Below are 15,051 nucleotides of genomic sequence, written 5' to 3'. Positions count from 1 at the left end.
GTTGAACTATTTCCGTTTAAGTAAAAAATAAATGCTTTAAAATTAGATACATACGTATTTTTAGTTAAAAATGGCAAGAAAAGATGAAATTCGGTCTTGAAAAAAACAGAATCCTTGGTTAGTGTGACTACTATCAAAGCAAAACAACTGAGCTTAAATAAGTATGCGTAAATTCGTCATGAACATTCATCACCATCATCACCCAAGGTAGTCTTTCGGGAGATGTACGCATACCCGGGAGGCAGGAAACTCCCGGAGGTTAAAAATCCAAAGAATTTTAGATTTAAACCCTCGGGAGACTAACATCTTCCGAGGGTTTTTTCGTTTTTTGGTTTAAAAAATACTTAATTATCAATTTGTTACACAAGGACAAACTAATGCAAAAACAACGCTTAAGAATTGCAATCCAGAAAAAAGGTCGCTTGAGCAAAGAAAGCCAAGCTTTACTTAAACAATGTGGTGTTAAATTTAATCTGGTGGGTGAGCGCCTTGTGGTTCATTCAGAAAATATGCCAATTGATTTGTTGCTCGTACGTGACGACGACATTCCTGGTTTGGTAATGGACGGTGTCGTTGACCTAGGCTTCATTGGCGAAAACGAGCTAGAAGAAGTGCGTTTAGATCGCAAAGCACAGGGCGAGGCATGTGAGTTTGTCCAACTTCGTCGCCTTGACTTTGGTGGTTGTCGTTTGTCTATCGCTATTAACAAAGATGAAGAATACAACGGCCCACAAGATTTAGCGGGGAAACGTATTGCAACAACCTACCCACACCTGCTTAAAGCGTACATGGATGAAGCGGGTGTACCATTCTCTACTTGTATGCTTACAGGTTCTGTAGAAGTTGCGCCACGTGCAGGCCTTGCAGATGCGATTGCTGATTTAGTATCAACAGGGGCGACGCTAGAAGCGAATGGTTTAAAAGAAGCAGAAGTGATTTTTAAATCAAAGGCAACACTTATCCAACGTATGGGCGAATTCGATGCAGATAAAACAGCGCTAATCGAAAAGCTACTTACTCGTATGCACGGTGTTCAACAGGCGAAAGAATCGAAATACATCATGTTACATGCTCCAGCAGAGAAGCTTGAGCAAATTAAAGCACTATTGCCAGGCGCAGAAGACCCTACCGTATTACCATTATCGTCAGACAAGCAAAAAATGGCGGTTCACTTGGTGAGCTCTGAGAATTTGTTCTGGGAAACAATGGAGCAGCTAAAAGAATTGGGCGCAAGCTCTATCTTAGTGTTACCAATTGAAAAAATGATGGAGTAATCGAGATGAGAACGGTTGTTTGGCAATCACTGAGTGAAGCACAGCAAGATGCTATTTTAGAGCGTCCGGCCATTACAGAAGGTGCGAACATTACCGCAGCGGTTGCTGAGGTAATAAAAAAAGTTCGTAGTGAAGGAGACGCAGCTCTCACTGAGCTAACAGAGAAGTTTGACGGCGTGAAACCCGATTCTATTCGAGTGTCGTCCCAAGAAATTAATGATGCGTCCGAACGTCTATCCGAGCAAATGAAAGAAGCGTTGGAGCAGGCTTACGCAAACATCGCCAAGTTCCATAAAGCTCAAATCCCGCAAGCGCTTAGAGTCGAAACTCAGCCAGGTGTGGTGTGTGAGCAGATAACTCGACCTATTCAGAAGGTGGGTTTGTATATTCCAGGTGGTAGTGCGCCGTTGCCATCAACCGTGCTGATGCTTGGGGTGCCATCTAAGATCGCAGGATGCCAAAAGGTGGTTCTTTGTTCTCCGCCGCCGATCGCTGATGAAATCCTATATGTAGCGAAACTTTGTGGTATTGATGAAGTGTATAATGTAGGTGGTGGTCAAGCTGTCGCTGCCATGGCTTACGGCACTGAAACGGTTTCTAAAGTCGATAAAATATTCGGTCCTGGTAATGCGTATGTCACGGAAGCAAAACGCCAAGTGAGTAACGATTTCCGAGGTGCCGCTATTGATATGCCAGCAGGCCCATCGGAAGTATTGGTGCTTGCTGATGACACCGCAGACGCTGATTTCATTGCTGCAGACCTTCTTAGCCAAGCGGAACACGGACCTGACTCACAAGTTGTCCTTGTTACACCATCTGCCATTATTGCCGATCAAGTCACGGACGCTGTACAACGCCAGTTAAAACAATTATCTCGTGCGGACATCGCAGAGAAAGCACTGGCTTCAAGTCTGATCATTATCTCTGAGTCATTGACTCAAGCGGTTTCAATCTCTAACTACTACGGTCCTGAGCACTTAATCGTACAAACCAAAAATCCTCGTGAATTGCTGCCATTATTGGACAACGCTGGTTCTATCTTCTTAGGGAACTGGTCTCCGGAGTCTGCAGGTGATTATGCATCGGGAACCAACCACGTTCTGCCTACATACGGTTATACGCGTACTTATTCGAGTCTAGGTTTAGCTGATTTCTCGAAAAGAATGACGGTGCAAGAACTCTCAGAAGAAGGGCTTAAAAATTTAGCTCCAACGGTTGTCACTATGGCAGAAGCAGAAGGCTTGGATGCGCACAAACGTGCGGTAACCATCCGCGTCGAGAAGCTGGCGAATAAGTAACAAGAAGGCGAATAAAATGGAAAAGCTAGCACGAAAACAAGTTCAACAACTGACACCTTATTTGTCGGCTCGCCGAATTGGTGGTAGTGGTGATGTGTGGCTCAACGCAAACGAGTCGCCATTTGACAATGATTATAAAACGGATTTTGCTCGTCTCAATCGTTACAGTGAGTGTCAACCTCAAGAGCTGATCGCAGCTTATGCGGCGTACGCTGGTGTAAAGCCAGAACAAACGCTAACCTCACGCGGTGCGGATGAAGGGATTGAACTGTTAATTCGTGCATTCTGTGAGCCTGGAGAAGATGCGATTCTCTACTGCCCGCCTACCTACGGTATGTATGCCATTAGTGCTGAGACGATTGGTGTAGAGCGTAAAACCGTTCCGCTGACTTCAGAGTGGCAGTTGGATCTCGCTGGCATTGAAGCTAACCTCGACAACGTCAAACTCGTATTTGTTTGTTCGCCAAATAACCCGACCGGTAATTTGGTTAAGCGAGAAGATATCGTTTCATTGCTTGAAATGACAAAAGATCGCGCCATTGTCGTGATGGATGAGGCCTACATCGATTTTTGTCCTGAAGCTTCTACCGTCGACTTGCTTGAACAATACCCAAATCTCGCTATTTTACGTACGCTATCTAAAGCGTTTGCGCTCGCGGGTCTGCGCTGTGGATTTACTCTAGGAAATGAAGAGCTGATTAACGTTCTGCTTAAAGTGATCGCCCCTTATCCAGTGCCAATTCCTGTGGCTGATATTGCTGTTCAAGCCCTTTCAGAGGCAGGGCTGGCACGAGCTAAGTTTCAGGTCCTCGACCTCAACGCGAATCGAGCTTACTTACAAGTCGGGCTATCAATGATTCAAGGGCTTCAAGTATTTGAAGGTTGGGGCAATTACTTGCTTGTGAAATTCCCAGATGGCGATGCACTGTTTAAAGCCGCATGGGATACGGGAATTATTCTTCGTAACTCACCAATTGAAAATTGTGTGCGTATCAGCATCGGTAGTCGTGATGAGTGTGAGAAAACACTTGGTTTTATTCGGAACTACTACTCGTAAAGTATAAGTTCGTAAAGTATACGTTGCCTCACGTTGAAGTGAGGGTTTTACAAGATTAGCAATAAGGATGTTCTAGTGAGCAAACAACAAAAAATCCTTTTCATTGACCGTGATGGCACACTGATTGTTGAGCCGCCGATCGATTTTCAAGTTGACCGTTTAGATAAACTAAAACTAGAGCCGTATGTGATTCCAAGCCTGCTCGCGTTACAGGATGCCGGATACCGACTCGTTATGGTCACGAACCAAGACGGTCTTGGTACGGACAGTTATCCGCAGGAAGACTTCGATGCACCACACAACATGATGATGGAGATTTTCGAATCTCAAGGCGTCAAGTTTGATGATGTTCTGATTTGTCCTCACTTTGAAGAAGATAATTGTTCTTGCCGCAAGCCAAAACTTGGCATGGTAAAAGACTATCTTCAGGGGGGAAAAGTCGACTTCCAAAACTCTGTAGTGATTGGCGATAGAGCAACGGATCTTCAGCTTGCTGAAAATATGGCCATTCGTGGTATTCAGTACAATCCAGAGACAATGGGCTGGAAAAAAATCTTGAAAGACCTCACGGTCAAAGCCCGCGTCGCAGAAGTGGTTCGTACGACTAAAGAAACCGATATCAAGGTTACGGTTAATCTTGACGAGCAAGGTGGAAACGATATCTCGACAGGAATGGGCTTTTTTGACCACATGCTCGATCAGATTGCAACGCACGGTGGTTTTCAAATGGTATGTAAGGTGAAAGGGGATCTTCACATCGATGATCACCACACCGTTGAAGATACCGCACTGGCCTTGGGTCAAGCACTAAAAGAAGCGCTGGGCGACAAACGAGGCATCGGCCGATTTGGTTTTAGCTTACCAATGGATGAATGTCTTGCTCAGTGCGCATTAGACTTATCAGGCCGTCCTTACCTTAAATTCGAGGCAGATTTCGGTCGAGAACAAGTTGGTGACCTGTCTACGGAAATGGTCGTTCATTTCTTCCGTTCTTTAACTGACACGCTTGCTTGTACGCTGCACCTTTCTTCGGCTGGTGATAACGACCATCACATCATTGAAAGTCTGTTTAAAGCGTTCGGTCGTACTTTACGCCAAGCAATCAAAGTTGAAGGCAACGAGCTGCCAAGCAGTAAAGGCGTTCTTTAATCCGCACTAAAGGTTTTGACAGGAGATGAATACAGTGACAGATCAAAAAGTTGTCATTATCGATACAGGTTGTGCCAACGTTTCTTCGGTGAGATTTGCGATTGAACGTCTTGGCTACGATGTTGCCGTTTCAAAGGATCCACAAGTGGTGCTATCAGCAGACAAGCTTTTCTTACCGGGTGTAGGAACAGCAAGTGAAGCGATGAAGAACCTTGAAGAACGTGACCTTATCACTTTGGTTAAGCAGGTTGAAAAGCCATTGCTCGGCATTTGTCTTGGTATGCAGTTGCTAGGTAAAGTGTCGCAAGAAAAAGGACAGAAAGCGGATGAACTAGTCGATTGTTTGGGCTTGTGTGATGGTGAAGTTAAACTCCTCCAAACGGGCGAATTACCACTGCCTCACATGGGATGGAATACGGTTTCAGCCACACCTGGGCACCCGCTTTTCAAAGGCATTGAAGAAGGTGAGTACTTCTACTTCGTGCACAGTTTTGCCATGCCTGTTGGCGACTACACTATTGCAGAATGTGACTATGGTAACCCGTTCACAGCGGCAGTTCAGAGTGGTAACTATTATGGTGTGCAATTCCATCCAGAGCGTTCTTCAAAAGCGGGCGCGAAGCTTATTCAAAACTTCTTAGAATTATAAAAAGGAATTGAGTGTGATTATTCCAGCTCTAGATTTAATTGAAGGACAGGTGGTACGCCTTTATCAAGGTGATTACGGCCAAGTTACCGAGTACAAAGTAGACCCAGCAGAACAATTCAATTTGTATCATCAAGCGGGGGCGGATTGGCTACACCTAGTGGATTTAACGGGTGCGAAAGACACTTCTGCACGTCAGCTTGACCTAATTGCCAAGCTGTTAGCAAGTACGCCAGCCAACATCCAAATCGGCGGTGGGGTACGAAGTGAGCAAGATGTGATTGACTTGCTTGAAGCAGGTGCACAACGTGTGGTTGTTGGCTCAACGGCGGTCAAACAGCCGGAGTTAGTGAAAGGTTGGATGGAAAAGTACGGCGCGGAGAAAATCGTACTTGCTTTGGATATCAACATCGACGCCGATGGTGTGCGTAAAGTTGCGATATCTGGCTGGCAAGAAGATTCAGGTGTCACCATTGAAGCATTGATCAACGACTATCTGACGGTGGGTCTGAAGCATGTTCTTTGTACTGATATTTCACGTGACGGTACGCTAGAAGGTTCAAATGTTGAGCTGTACGTGGATCTTTGTAAGCAATACCCACAAGTTCAATTCCAGTCTTCCGGTGGCATAGGCTCATTGGCTGACATCGAAGCGTTAAAAGGCAGCGGAGTTTCGGGCGTCATTGTTGGTCGTGCACTCCTAGACGGTAAGTTCACAGCAGAGGAGGCATTTGCATGTTGGCAAAGCGAATAATCCCATGTCTTGACGTACGCGATGGTCAAGTAGTGAAGGGCGTTCAGTTCCGTAACCACGAGATCATCGGCGACATCGTTCCTCTTGCTCAGCGCTATGCAGAAGAAGGCGCAGACGAACTCGTATTTTATGACATTACCGCATCCAGTGATGGTCGCGTTGTCGATAAAAGTTGGGTTAAGCGCGTTGCAGAAGTGATTGATATTCCTTTCTGTGTTGCTGGTGGCATTAAGTCAGCGGAAGACGCCGCTCGAATTTTAGAGTTCGGCGCAGATAAGGTGTCGATAAACTCGCCAGCACTGGCAAACCCACAGCTTATTACTGATTTGGCGGATAAATTTGGCGTGCAGTGCATCGTTGTGGGTATTGATTCATACTACGACAAAGACACTGGCAAATATCAGGTTTATCAGTTTACGGGTGACGAAGAACGCACAAAAGCGACGCAGTGGGAAACTCGAGACTGGGTTCAGGAAGTACAAAAACGTGGCGCTGGCGAAATTGTGTTAAACATGATGAACCAAGATGGCGTTCGCAATGGCTACGATCTCGAACAGTTAAACATGGTACGTGAAGTGTGCAAGGTACCGTTGATCGCATCAGGCGGTGCGGGCGCAATGCAACACTTTGCAGACGCTTACCAAAAAGCGAATGTCGATGGTGCACTGGCGGCGTCGGTATTCCATAAACAAGTCATTAATATTGGCGAGTTGAAAAAATATTTAAAACAACAAGGTGTAGAGGTGCGAGTATGAGTTTTTCAGCCACCGAAGTAAGTTCGTTACAGCAGCGAATCAACTGGGATAAGGTGGGTGGTTTAGTACCTGCTATTGTGCAAGATTTCCAATCTAGTCAAGTGCTGATGATGGGCTACATGAACCAAGACGCGCTAGAAAAAACCGGTGAAACTGGTCAAGTGACGTTTTTCTCTCGAACCAAAGAGCGTCTTTGGACCAAGGGGGAGACGTCGGGGAATGTTCTGCAGTTGGTCAATATGGCGTTGGATTGTGACAATGATACCTTGCTAGTTAAAGTAAACCCAATTGGCCCAACGTGTCACACTGGAACGACAACGTGTTGGGACGGTGATGCACAAGAAGAGTCTCAAATGGTGTGGCTTCATCAACTTGAGCAGTTGCTGGCTGCCCGCAAGAGTGCCGACCCAGACTCTTCCTACACTGCCAGCCTATATGCCCGTGGCACCAAACGTATTTCGCAAAAAGTGGGCGAAGAAGGCGTTGAAGTCGCGCTTGCGGCGACGTCGGGTGATAAGGCGGAACTAGTGTGTGAATCTGCAGATTTGATTTACCACTTGTTGGTTTTACTACAAGATCAAGGCTTGTCGATGAACGATGTTGTTAACAAGCTGAAAGAGCGTCACAAGTAGAAAACAAGGTCCTAGGGGAGTTCGCTGAAACTTCTGTGTTTAACGGCAAACTCCCCACTTGCGGCTCTGGATTACAGAATACGGGAAGGTCCTAGGTGTTTAGGGTCCTAGGTGTTTAGGGTCCTAGGTCCTAGGGGAGCTAGTTGGTACAGCCGTGTTTAATGGCGAGCTTTTCGCTTGCTGTTTTGGATTACGGAGCGCTACGCTTCCTGAGTGCGGAAGGGTTGACATTGAGCTTAACTGTTTGAAAATATTCCGTATTCCGTATTCCGTATTCCGTATTCCGTATTCCGTATTCCGTATTCCTAGCGGCGCGTGTTAATGCTTCATTGAGCGCGGGAGTTACCGCAAACTCCCTCTAGGACCTAGGACCTAGGACCTAGAACCTTTCTTTCTCACCCACAACATTTCTTAAACTTTTTACCACTCCCGCAAATACATGGATCATTACGACCCACTTTTAGCGAACTTACAGGTTGACTCAGGCGAGGATCTTGCTCTGGTTCTTGTTCTGGCGGGAAGATGCCGTCAATGTAGTACCAAAGCCCGTTTTCTTTAATGAATCGTGAACGCTCACTGAGGCAATAGCGGTGACCATCTTCGTTAAAGTAGGCACTGAATTCTACAAATCCTTCGTTCTCATCGCTACCGAGCTGAACGTCAATAACGTCTAGTTGACACCAATCGCTATCAATCGATTGCGCTATCCCTTCGCGTTGCTCTTCTGCATGGCAACTAGGATGATAAGTCGCGACAACATAATCGGTCAGACCCAAAACATGAGCACTGTAGCGCGAACGCATTAGCTGCTCTGGCGTCGTCACATCTGCGTGGTTTTTGTGTGCAATTTCACAACATTGCTGATAACTACGGTTTGAACCGCAAGGACAAGAAGAGGCCATCATAGGGATCTCATGTGGTTGAGGCCTCACTTGATTATCCATCGTGAGGCTTGTGGTTATTCAGGAGGTTGAGAGAGGAGCTCTTGTGTCCAAGCAGTGGACTGATTGACTGCATCAACCAATTGTTCTTCTTTTAACTTGAGTGCAGTGCAATACTTTTCGGTTAACTCCCAATCTGCGTGTTCATAAGCAATCGTCATAGATAGCACATGCCCAAGCACGCCCTTTCTGTCGATTAATGCGCGCTTAATGTCTTCATCTACTGGAATGTCTTTCACCACGTCGGAGAGCGGTTGGTCGAGTAATGAACCCAGTAGCGAAAACATACCGGTCAGAAATGCCTGCCCGGGATCGTAACTTGTTTTCATTTGAGTAAGCAGTAGCTCACATATCCGTGCTCGTTGTATAGCTAGCGCATAGAGAGAGTCAGGCTTGTCTTCTTGGACGGACGCGATTGCGACCAATGAAATGAATCGGCGCAAGCGGTCCTCACCCAGATAAACGAGTGCTTGTTTGAACGACTTTATCTTAGTTGACAGTGAATAGCCGGAGTTGACGTAAGTCAGCAACTTATATGACAAAGTTACATCGATGGAAAACAATCGCTCAACTTCATCAAAATCGATGGTTGTATCTGCAATGGCTTTACATAGCTGAATAACGGTAAGAAACGAAGGCTTTAAACTCTTTTTCTGGATCATCTCAGGCTTACTGAAGAAGTAGCCTTGAAAGTAATGAAACCCTGCTTCGTGTGCTTGCTTGAATTCATCGTATGTTTCTACTTTTTCAGCAAGAAATTCAATATTTAACTTACTCAAGCTTTGAATGTAAATCGCGGCTTTGCCAATTTGCAGTGAACGAATGTCAAATTTGATGATGGAAACGTAAGGGAGAAACTTTTTCCACTCAGGTGCTGGTACGAAATCATCGAGCGCGATGCGGTAGCCACAAGCGTGTAGGTGCTTAATGGCATCAAGCAGCTCTTCTGTTGGCTGACAATCTTCGAGCACTTCGATAACCAGTAATTCTTTAGGAAAAAGCGTTGGGACAAGATTCACTAAACTTTGATAAGGGAAGTTAACGAATCCGAGTTTGTTTCCTAACGTATCATAATGGGTCGACAAAAAATGCTCAGAAAGCAGTCTACTGGTCGCCAGTTCAGGTTCTACTTCGGGGAAGGTATTTTTAGGTCCGTCTCTAAAAAGCAATTCATAACCGACGGTTCGCTTTTCTCTATCCAATATTGGTTGGCGCGCTACGTAAGAATACTTCAATTGGTACATCGTTCCATTTAAATTGGTGATTTGATGATAACGAATTTCTATAAAATTTCTATGTCATCAATCAGAATCTTCTACTCTACCGACATCTTTTACGAAAATTATGATGTAAAAGGTCGATTTTGTAGCTCAAACCCGTCTCTAGTCACTTTTAATACTGAGCCTTGTTCATACCAGTCACCTAATACAATGCGTGTCTTTTTACTGCCGTTGACTTCAAAAAAGTGTGTATTGGGACGATGGGTATGACCATGAATCATCACATCGACCCCATGTTGTAGCATAACGCGTGATACCTCAGTTGGGTTCACGTCCATAATATCCATGGTTTTAGTACTTTTATCTGCTCGAATATCGGATTGGACTTTAGCAACAATTCTTTTCTTTATAAACCACGGAATATGATTAAACAGCCATTGTAGCCACGGCAGATGAACGGTTTTACGAAATTTTTGGTAATTCACATCATCAATGCAGAGTGTATCACCATGTAGGATGACGGCTTTAGTGCCATAGAGATCAACCGTACACACATCATCTAGGAGCGTTACGCCAGTTTGTTGGCAAAAACGTTTACCTAATAGAAAGTCTCGATTTCCCTGAATAAAATACACCGGTACATCAAGTTGCGTGAGTCGTTTGAACTCTGCTCGAACAAGGTCGGCAAAGGGCGTTTTATCGTTATCCCCAACCCAAAACTCAAACAGGTCACCTAGAACATAGAGTGCATCAGCAGTGATAGCTTCGGTGCGCATAAAGGTCACGAAACATTGCGTAATGTCCGGACGTGACGGTGTAAGGTGGAGATCTGAAATAAATAGTGTCGTCATATAAATAAGGGGAGGCGGAGCCTCCCCATCAACTTATTTGTTGGGAATAATTAGGATGAATTACTCTTCGATTGTTGTGCCTGTGATGACTACGTCTTCTAGCGGTACATCTTGGTGCATGCCGTATGAACCAGTGCTAACGCCTTTAATTTGGTTAACCACGTCCATGCCGTCAACAACTTCAGCAAATACACAGTAACCCCAGCCATCTAGACTTTCGCTACGGAAATCTAGGAAAGTATTGTTATTTACGTTGATGAAAAACTGAGAGCTCGCTGAATGCGGTTCCATTGTACGAGCCATAGCAAGTGTGCCGACTTTGTTGCTTAAGCCGTTGTTTGCTTCGTTCTTGATAGGGGCACGTGTTGCTTTTTCACGTAAACCAGATTCCATACCGCCACCTTGCACCATGAAACCGTCAATAACACGGTGGAAAAGCGTGTTGTCATAAAAGCCATCGCGGCAGTACTGTAGGAAGTTTGCGCTTGTTTCTGGCGCTTTTTCTTCGTTTAGTTGAATCTTGATGTCACCAAAATTAGTGTGAAGGGTGATCATGCTACTTTCCTTTACTGTGTTGTGTTGAGCCAGAGATTCTAGCTCAAGTTGCAGTACGTGCAAAACGCATCAGGAATAAAATTAGACTTTTATCCCCGATCATCTCGAACTGACTTGGGTATATGCTTGAAGTTTAGTCGATTATCGTTTTATCGGTGATTTTCTATATACCTAGCAAGGTTGGAATTGGTATACTCAACGTTCTTGTATTCATTCACAATCGTAGATAGAGATCATGTTAAAGATATATAACACACTCACAAGACAGAAAGAGGAATTCAAACCCATTACAGCCGGTAAAGTGGGCATGTATGTCTGTGGAGTTACCATCTACGATCTCTGTCATATCGGTCACGGACGCACGTTTGTTTCTTTTGATGTTGTCTCACGTTACCTACGTTACTTAGGTTACGATCTTACATTTGTACGTAATATCACAGATATTGATGATAAAATCATCAAACGAGCAGCTGAGAATGGTGAGTCTTGTGATTCTCTAACTGAGCGACTGATTGGTGAAATGCACGCCGACTTTGATGCACTTAATATGAAGCGTCCAGATATAGAACCCCGTGCAACCCAATTTATTCCTGAAATTATCGAGCTCGTTCAAAAGCTAATTCAACGTGGTTTCGCTTACGTTGCGGATAATGGCGACGTGATGTTTGAAGTCGGTAAATTTAGCGAATATGGCAAGTTGTCTAAACAGGATTTAGACCAGCTACAAGCCGGTGCGCGCGTAGATATCGAAACTGCGAAACGCAGCCCGCTAGACTTTGTGCTTTGGAAAATGTCTAAACCAGGTGAACCAACATGGGAGTCACCGTGGGGCCCTGGTCGTCCGGGGTGGCATATTGAATGTTCGGCAATGAATTCGTCTATTCTCGGTGATCATTTTGATATCCACGGTGGTGGCTCTGATCTTCAGTTCCCACACCACGAAAACGAGATTGCTCAGTCATGCTGTGCACATGATACTCAGTATGTGAACACTTGGATGCACAGTGGTATGGTGATGGTGGACAGAGAAAAAATGTCTAAATCGCTGGGTAACTTTTTTACCATTCGTGATGTCCTTGGTCATTACGACGCAGAGACAGTTCGTTACTTCCTAATGTCTGGCCATTATCGTAGCCAGCTCAACTACAGTGAAGATAACTTGAACCAAGCGCGTGCTTCGCTTGAACGTTTATACACATCGCTTCGTGGTCTGGATCTCAAAGCGGCTCCTGCTGGTGGTGAGGAATATGTTTCTCGTTTCACCAATGCCATGAACGATGATTTTAATACCCCTGAAGCTTACTCAGTCCTGTTTGACATGGCTCGTGAAGTCAACCGCCTTAAAACTGAAAACATAGAAAAGGCGAGTGAGCTGGGTGCGCTAATGCGTGAACTTGCTGACGTGATCGGCATTTTGCATCAAAACCCAGAAACGTTCTTAAAAGGCGATGCTGGTAATGATGACGAAGTGGCGGAAATTGAAGCGCTGATCAAGTTGCGTAACGACTCTCGTGCATCAAAAGATTGGGCAAATGCGACATGGCGCGTGACAAATTGACTGAAATGGGCATTGTGCTTGAAGACGGTCCTGATGGCACGACGTGGCGTCGTAAATAATTGAGTTTTCTTTTTAAAGGGCTGATACTTCAGCCCTTTTATTTTCCATTCCCATAAATTAAACACTTTAACTTCAGGTAATGCACTGTGGCTCAGATGTATTTCTATTACTCGGCTATGAATGCGGGTAAATCAACGACTCTTCTTCAGTCTTCTTTCAACTATCAAGAACGTGGTATGACTCCCGTCATATTTACTGCCGCGCTTGATGACCGCTTTGGGGTAGGTAAAGTTAGCTCACGTATTGGCTTGCAGTCGGACGCCCATTTGTTTCGTGAAGACACCAATCTTCAGCAAGAAATAGCAGCATTAAATGACGCTCAAAAACTTCACTGTATTCTAGTTGATGAATGCCAGTTCTTAACTAAAGAACAAGTATACCAATTGACTGAAGTTGTCGATAAATTGCATATTCCAGTGTTGTGCTATGGACTTCGTACTGATTTTCTTGGAGAGCTATTTGAGGGCAGTAAATATTTATTGTCTTGGGCAGATAAGTTGGTTGAATTAAAAACAATTTGTCACTGTGGTCGTAAAGCAAACATGGTTATCCGCACCGATGAAAATGGCGTTGCGATTAACGAAGGCGACCAAGTGGCGATTGGCGGTAACGATAAATATGTTTCTGTTTGTCGTCAGCACTACAAAGAAGCTATGGGCAAATAATCTGTCGTGTGCGTTACGCATTATAAAAAACCACCAGTCTTGGTGGTTTTTTATTGCCTGAAGCTGAATTGGTTGCGTTTAATCAAACGTTTACTTACGAAGATCCAAACCCAAATTGTTGATGCAGTGTTTGATAAGCAGCCTCGACCTCTTCTGGAATGGGTTGAAAGGTTTGAAATCCTCTATCTGGATAGGTTTTGATGCGTACATAGTCTTCCATTAACGCTTCTAACACCATCATTAGTGGCATTTCCTCATTGAAATACTCAAAGAACGGGTGAGCCGTTGAGCTGACTTGTACCTGACGGTATGGTGATTGCCATTGCTTTTCAAATGTCGCGATCGCCCGACGTTCCATAAACGGCTTTTGGACTAAAATGAACGAGTCGCAGTGTATGTTTTTCTCTTTCAGTAGCTGCTCAGTAAAACGTACATTCTCGCCACTGTTTGTCGATTGCGTTTCCATTAGTATTGCATCGACGGGAACGCCGCAAGCGTGCGCGATTTCCGCAAATGTTTCAGCTTCACTGTTATCAAACAAACCCTCGGTGAATCGGCCTTCACCACCCGTGAAGATGACTAAAGGGGCTAAACCTTGCAGGTACAGTTTAGCGGAATGTTCAGCGACACGTTCGTCGTTGCTGCACATTACCAGCAAGCAGTCGGCGGGTTGAAGTCGATGCTGTAGCTGCATGTACTTCCACAGCGTCTCGATGTGTTGGTAAATTTTCATAGTGGTTTAAAGCTCAAAGTGCATCCAATGTCGAATTAAAGTGAAATTGATACCCAAGCGAGGTCAGCTTATCAGCCAAGATGTGCTTGTCAGCAATATCGTTTATGGGAGGAAGCGGAATATCGTCACCACTTTTATTGATCGCAGCTTGATAAAATTCCGCCTTGCTAACGGTGTGTGGCGCTGTGACATTGACGATTTGATTATCCAGTTTTTGCAAAGCAAATGTAACGGCACCGATTGCATCGTCTAGATGCAGCATATTGGCTGGGGCATTTTGGCTCACTTGCTTCAATCTTGTCGCGAAGCGAGCTGGGTGGCGATTCGGGCCAATCAAACCACTACAACGCAGAATCACAAAATTCACACCTGAATCGATGACATGTTGTTCTGCTTCGAGCATGATCCGGGCATTATCAGAAAAATCGCTGCTATTGAGGGCTAAGTTAAGTGAAGCCATGTTTTCAGTCATTGGTAATGGCAGAGTCGGGTAGACGGTTGTTGAGCTGATCATAAGCAGTTTTTTAACGTTACTCTGCTTAGCTACGGACGCGAGTGTCTTCCACTGCTGTGCATACTCTTGGCCTCCACCCTTACGAAACCCCGGTGGAAACGTACCAAGAATAGAATCAATTTGGTGTTGCTGAATCAAGTCGCTAAGTTGCTGAGCGGCGTTCGCCTGATTCAGGTCGAGTAGGGCTGCGTGAGTTAACTCTGAGGGCAGTTCATCTAGCCTCTCTTGCGTGCGTCGGGTGACGACAACTGAACATCCGTCATTTTCTAACGACTGAGCCAATGGTGCTCCAAGCCAACCTGCACCAACAATCAATGTATTTGCCATTTGAGATTTCCCTTTTAGGTTTATTGGTGTCATTACCATGTAAGCGTTGACGAAAAAATGTG

General features: G+C 44.9%; 15 protein-coding genes, 1 pseudogene and 1 other annotated feature. Of the genes and pseudogenes, 10 read left to right on the top strand and 6 right to left on the bottom strand.

The annotated features are described in order from the left end of the window. The first annotated feature begins 186 nt into the window (after positions 1–186). Positions 187–325 (top strand) — a sequence feature (His leader region). 52 nt (positions 326–377) lie between these two features. The 8 genes from hisG to hisIE all read left to right on the top strand — a co-directional run bounded on the left by hisG (position 378) and on the right by hisIE (position 7,565). Then, positions 378–1,274: an ATP phosphoribosyltransferase gene (gene hisG, locus SU60_RS17150; protein ID WP_041156598.1), complete on the top strand. Its 897-nt coding sequence runs from the start codon at positions 378–380 to the stop codon at positions 1,272–1,274. 5 nt (positions 1,275–1,279) lie between these two features. After that, positions 1,280–2,572, top strand: a complete 1,293-nt coding sequence (gene hisD / locus SU60_RS17145; protein ID WP_041156597.1) for a histidinol dehydrogenase — start codon at positions 1,280–1,282, stop codon at positions 2,570–2,572. 16 nt (positions 2,573–2,588) lie between these two features. Beyond that, on the top strand, positions 2,589–3,629 hold the full coding sequence (gene hisC, locus SU60_RS17140; RefSeq protein ID WP_041156596.1) for a histidinol-phosphate transaminase: 1,041 nt from the start codon (positions 2,589–2,591) through the stop codon (positions 3,627–3,629). A gap of 75 nt (positions 3,630–3,704) precedes the next feature. Next, the gene (hisB, locus tag SU60_RS17135; protein ID WP_041156595.1) at positions 3,705–4,778 is read left to right on the top strand and encodes a bifunctional histidinol-phosphatase/imidazoleglycerol-phosphate dehydratase HisB; all 1,074 of its coding nucleotides are present in this window, start codon (positions 3,705–3,707) and stop codon (positions 4,776–4,778) included. Between the two features lie 34 nt (positions 4,779–4,812). Next, positions 4,813–5,427: an imidazole glycerol phosphate synthase subunit HisH gene (gene hisH / locus SU60_RS17130; protein ID WP_041156628.1), complete on the top strand. Its 615-nt coding sequence runs from the start codon at positions 4,813–4,815 to the stop codon at positions 5,425–5,427. Between the two features lie 13 nt (positions 5,428–5,440). Next, a complete protein-coding gene (gene hisA / locus SU60_RS17125) occupies positions 5,441–6,178 on the top strand; it encodes a 1-(5-phosphoribosyl)-5-[(5-phosphoribosylamino)methylideneamino]imidazole-4-carboxamide isomerase (protein WP_041156594.1) in 738 nt (245 codons plus the stop codon). Beyond that, complete coding sequence (gene hisF, locus SU60_RS17120) at positions 6,160–6,933, top strand: imidazole glycerol phosphate synthase subunit HisF (RefSeq protein WP_041156593.1); 774 nt, start codon at positions 6,160–6,162, stop codon at positions 6,931–6,933. Before hisA ends, hisF begins: the two co-directional genes overlap by 19 nt. Then, positions 6,930–7,565 (top strand): bifunctional phosphoribosyl-AMP cyclohydrolase/phosphoribosyl-ATP diphosphatase HisIE, encoded by a 636-nt coding sequence (gene hisIE, locus SU60_RS17115; RefSeq protein WP_041156592.1) that lies wholly within the window; start codon positions 6,930–6,932, stop codon positions 7,563–7,565. The genes hisF and hisIE overlap by 4 nt, the downstream gene beginning before the upstream one ends. 395 nt (positions 7,566–7,960) lie before the next feature. Here hisIE and SU60_RS17110 read toward each other — a convergent pair whose 3' ends face one another. The 4 genes from SU60_RS17110 to SU60_RS17095 all read right to left on the bottom strand — a co-directional run bounded on the left by SU60_RS17110 (position 7,961) and on the right by SU60_RS17095 (position 11,132). Beyond that, on the bottom strand, positions 7,961–8,467 hold the full coding sequence (locus tag SU60_RS17110; RefSeq protein ID WP_041156627.1) for a YchJ family protein: 507 nt from the start codon (positions 8,465–8,467) through the stop codon (positions 7,961–7,963). A 56-nt stretch (positions 8,468–8,523) separates the two neighbouring features. Then, positions 8,524–9,741, bottom strand: a complete 1,218-nt coding sequence (locus tag SU60_RS17105) for an EAL and HDOD domain-containing protein (protein WP_041156626.1) — start codon at positions 9,739–9,741, stop codon at positions 8,524–8,526. Positions 9,742–9,848: 107 nt separating this feature from the next. After that, the gene (gene lpxH / locus SU60_RS17100) at positions 9,849–10,577 is read right to left on the bottom strand and encodes a UDP-2,3-diacylglucosamine diphosphatase (protein WP_041156591.1); all 729 of its coding nucleotides are present in this window, start codon (positions 10,575–10,577) and stop codon (positions 9,849–9,851) included. 60 nt (positions 10,578–10,637) lie between these two features. Continuing rightward, positions 10,638–11,132 carry a peptidylprolyl isomerase gene (locus tag SU60_RS17095; RefSeq protein ID WP_041156590.1) on the bottom strand — a complete coding sequence of 165 codons (495 nt, stop codon included), beginning with the start codon at positions 11,130–11,132 and terminating at the stop codon, positions 10,638–10,640. A gap of 235 nt (positions 11,133–11,367) precedes the next feature. Here SU60_RS17095 and cysS point away from each other — a divergent pair. Together cysS and SU60_RS17085 are read left to right on the top strand one after the other, a co-directional pair. Further along, positions 11,368–12,749 (top strand): annotated as a pseudogene (cysS, locus tag SU60_RS17090) (cysteine--tRNA ligase). Between the two features lie 87 nt (positions 12,750–12,836). Beyond that, a complete protein-coding gene (locus SU60_RS17085) occupies positions 12,837–13,415 on the top strand; it encodes a thymidine kinase (RefSeq protein WP_041156589.1) in 579 nt (192 codons plus the stop codon). A 94-nt stretch (positions 13,416–13,509) separates the two neighbouring features. Here SU60_RS17085 and SU60_RS17080 read toward each other — a convergent pair whose 3' ends face one another. Then, complete coding sequence (locus SU60_RS17080; protein ID WP_041156588.1) at positions 13,510–14,148, bottom strand: YdcF family protein; 639 nt, start codon at positions 14,146–14,148, stop codon at positions 13,510–13,512. Positions 14,149–14,161: 13 nt separating this feature from the next. Further along, on the bottom strand, positions 14,162–14,989 hold the full coding sequence (locus tag SU60_RS17075) for an NAD-dependent epimerase/dehydratase family protein (RefSeq protein ID WP_041156587.1): 828 nt from the start codon (positions 14,987–14,989) through the stop codon (positions 14,162–14,164). Between the last annotated feature and the right edge of the window lie 62 nt (positions 14,990–15,051).

The sequence above is a fragment of the Vibrio mytili genome, assembly GCF_000830505.1.
Taxonomy (GTDB): domain Bacteria; phylum Pseudomonadota; class Gammaproteobacteria; order Enterobacterales; family Vibrionaceae; genus Vibrio; species Vibrio mytili.
Note: the sequence above shows the minus strand (reverse complement) of the source record. Positions and strands in the feature narration are given on the sequence as shown.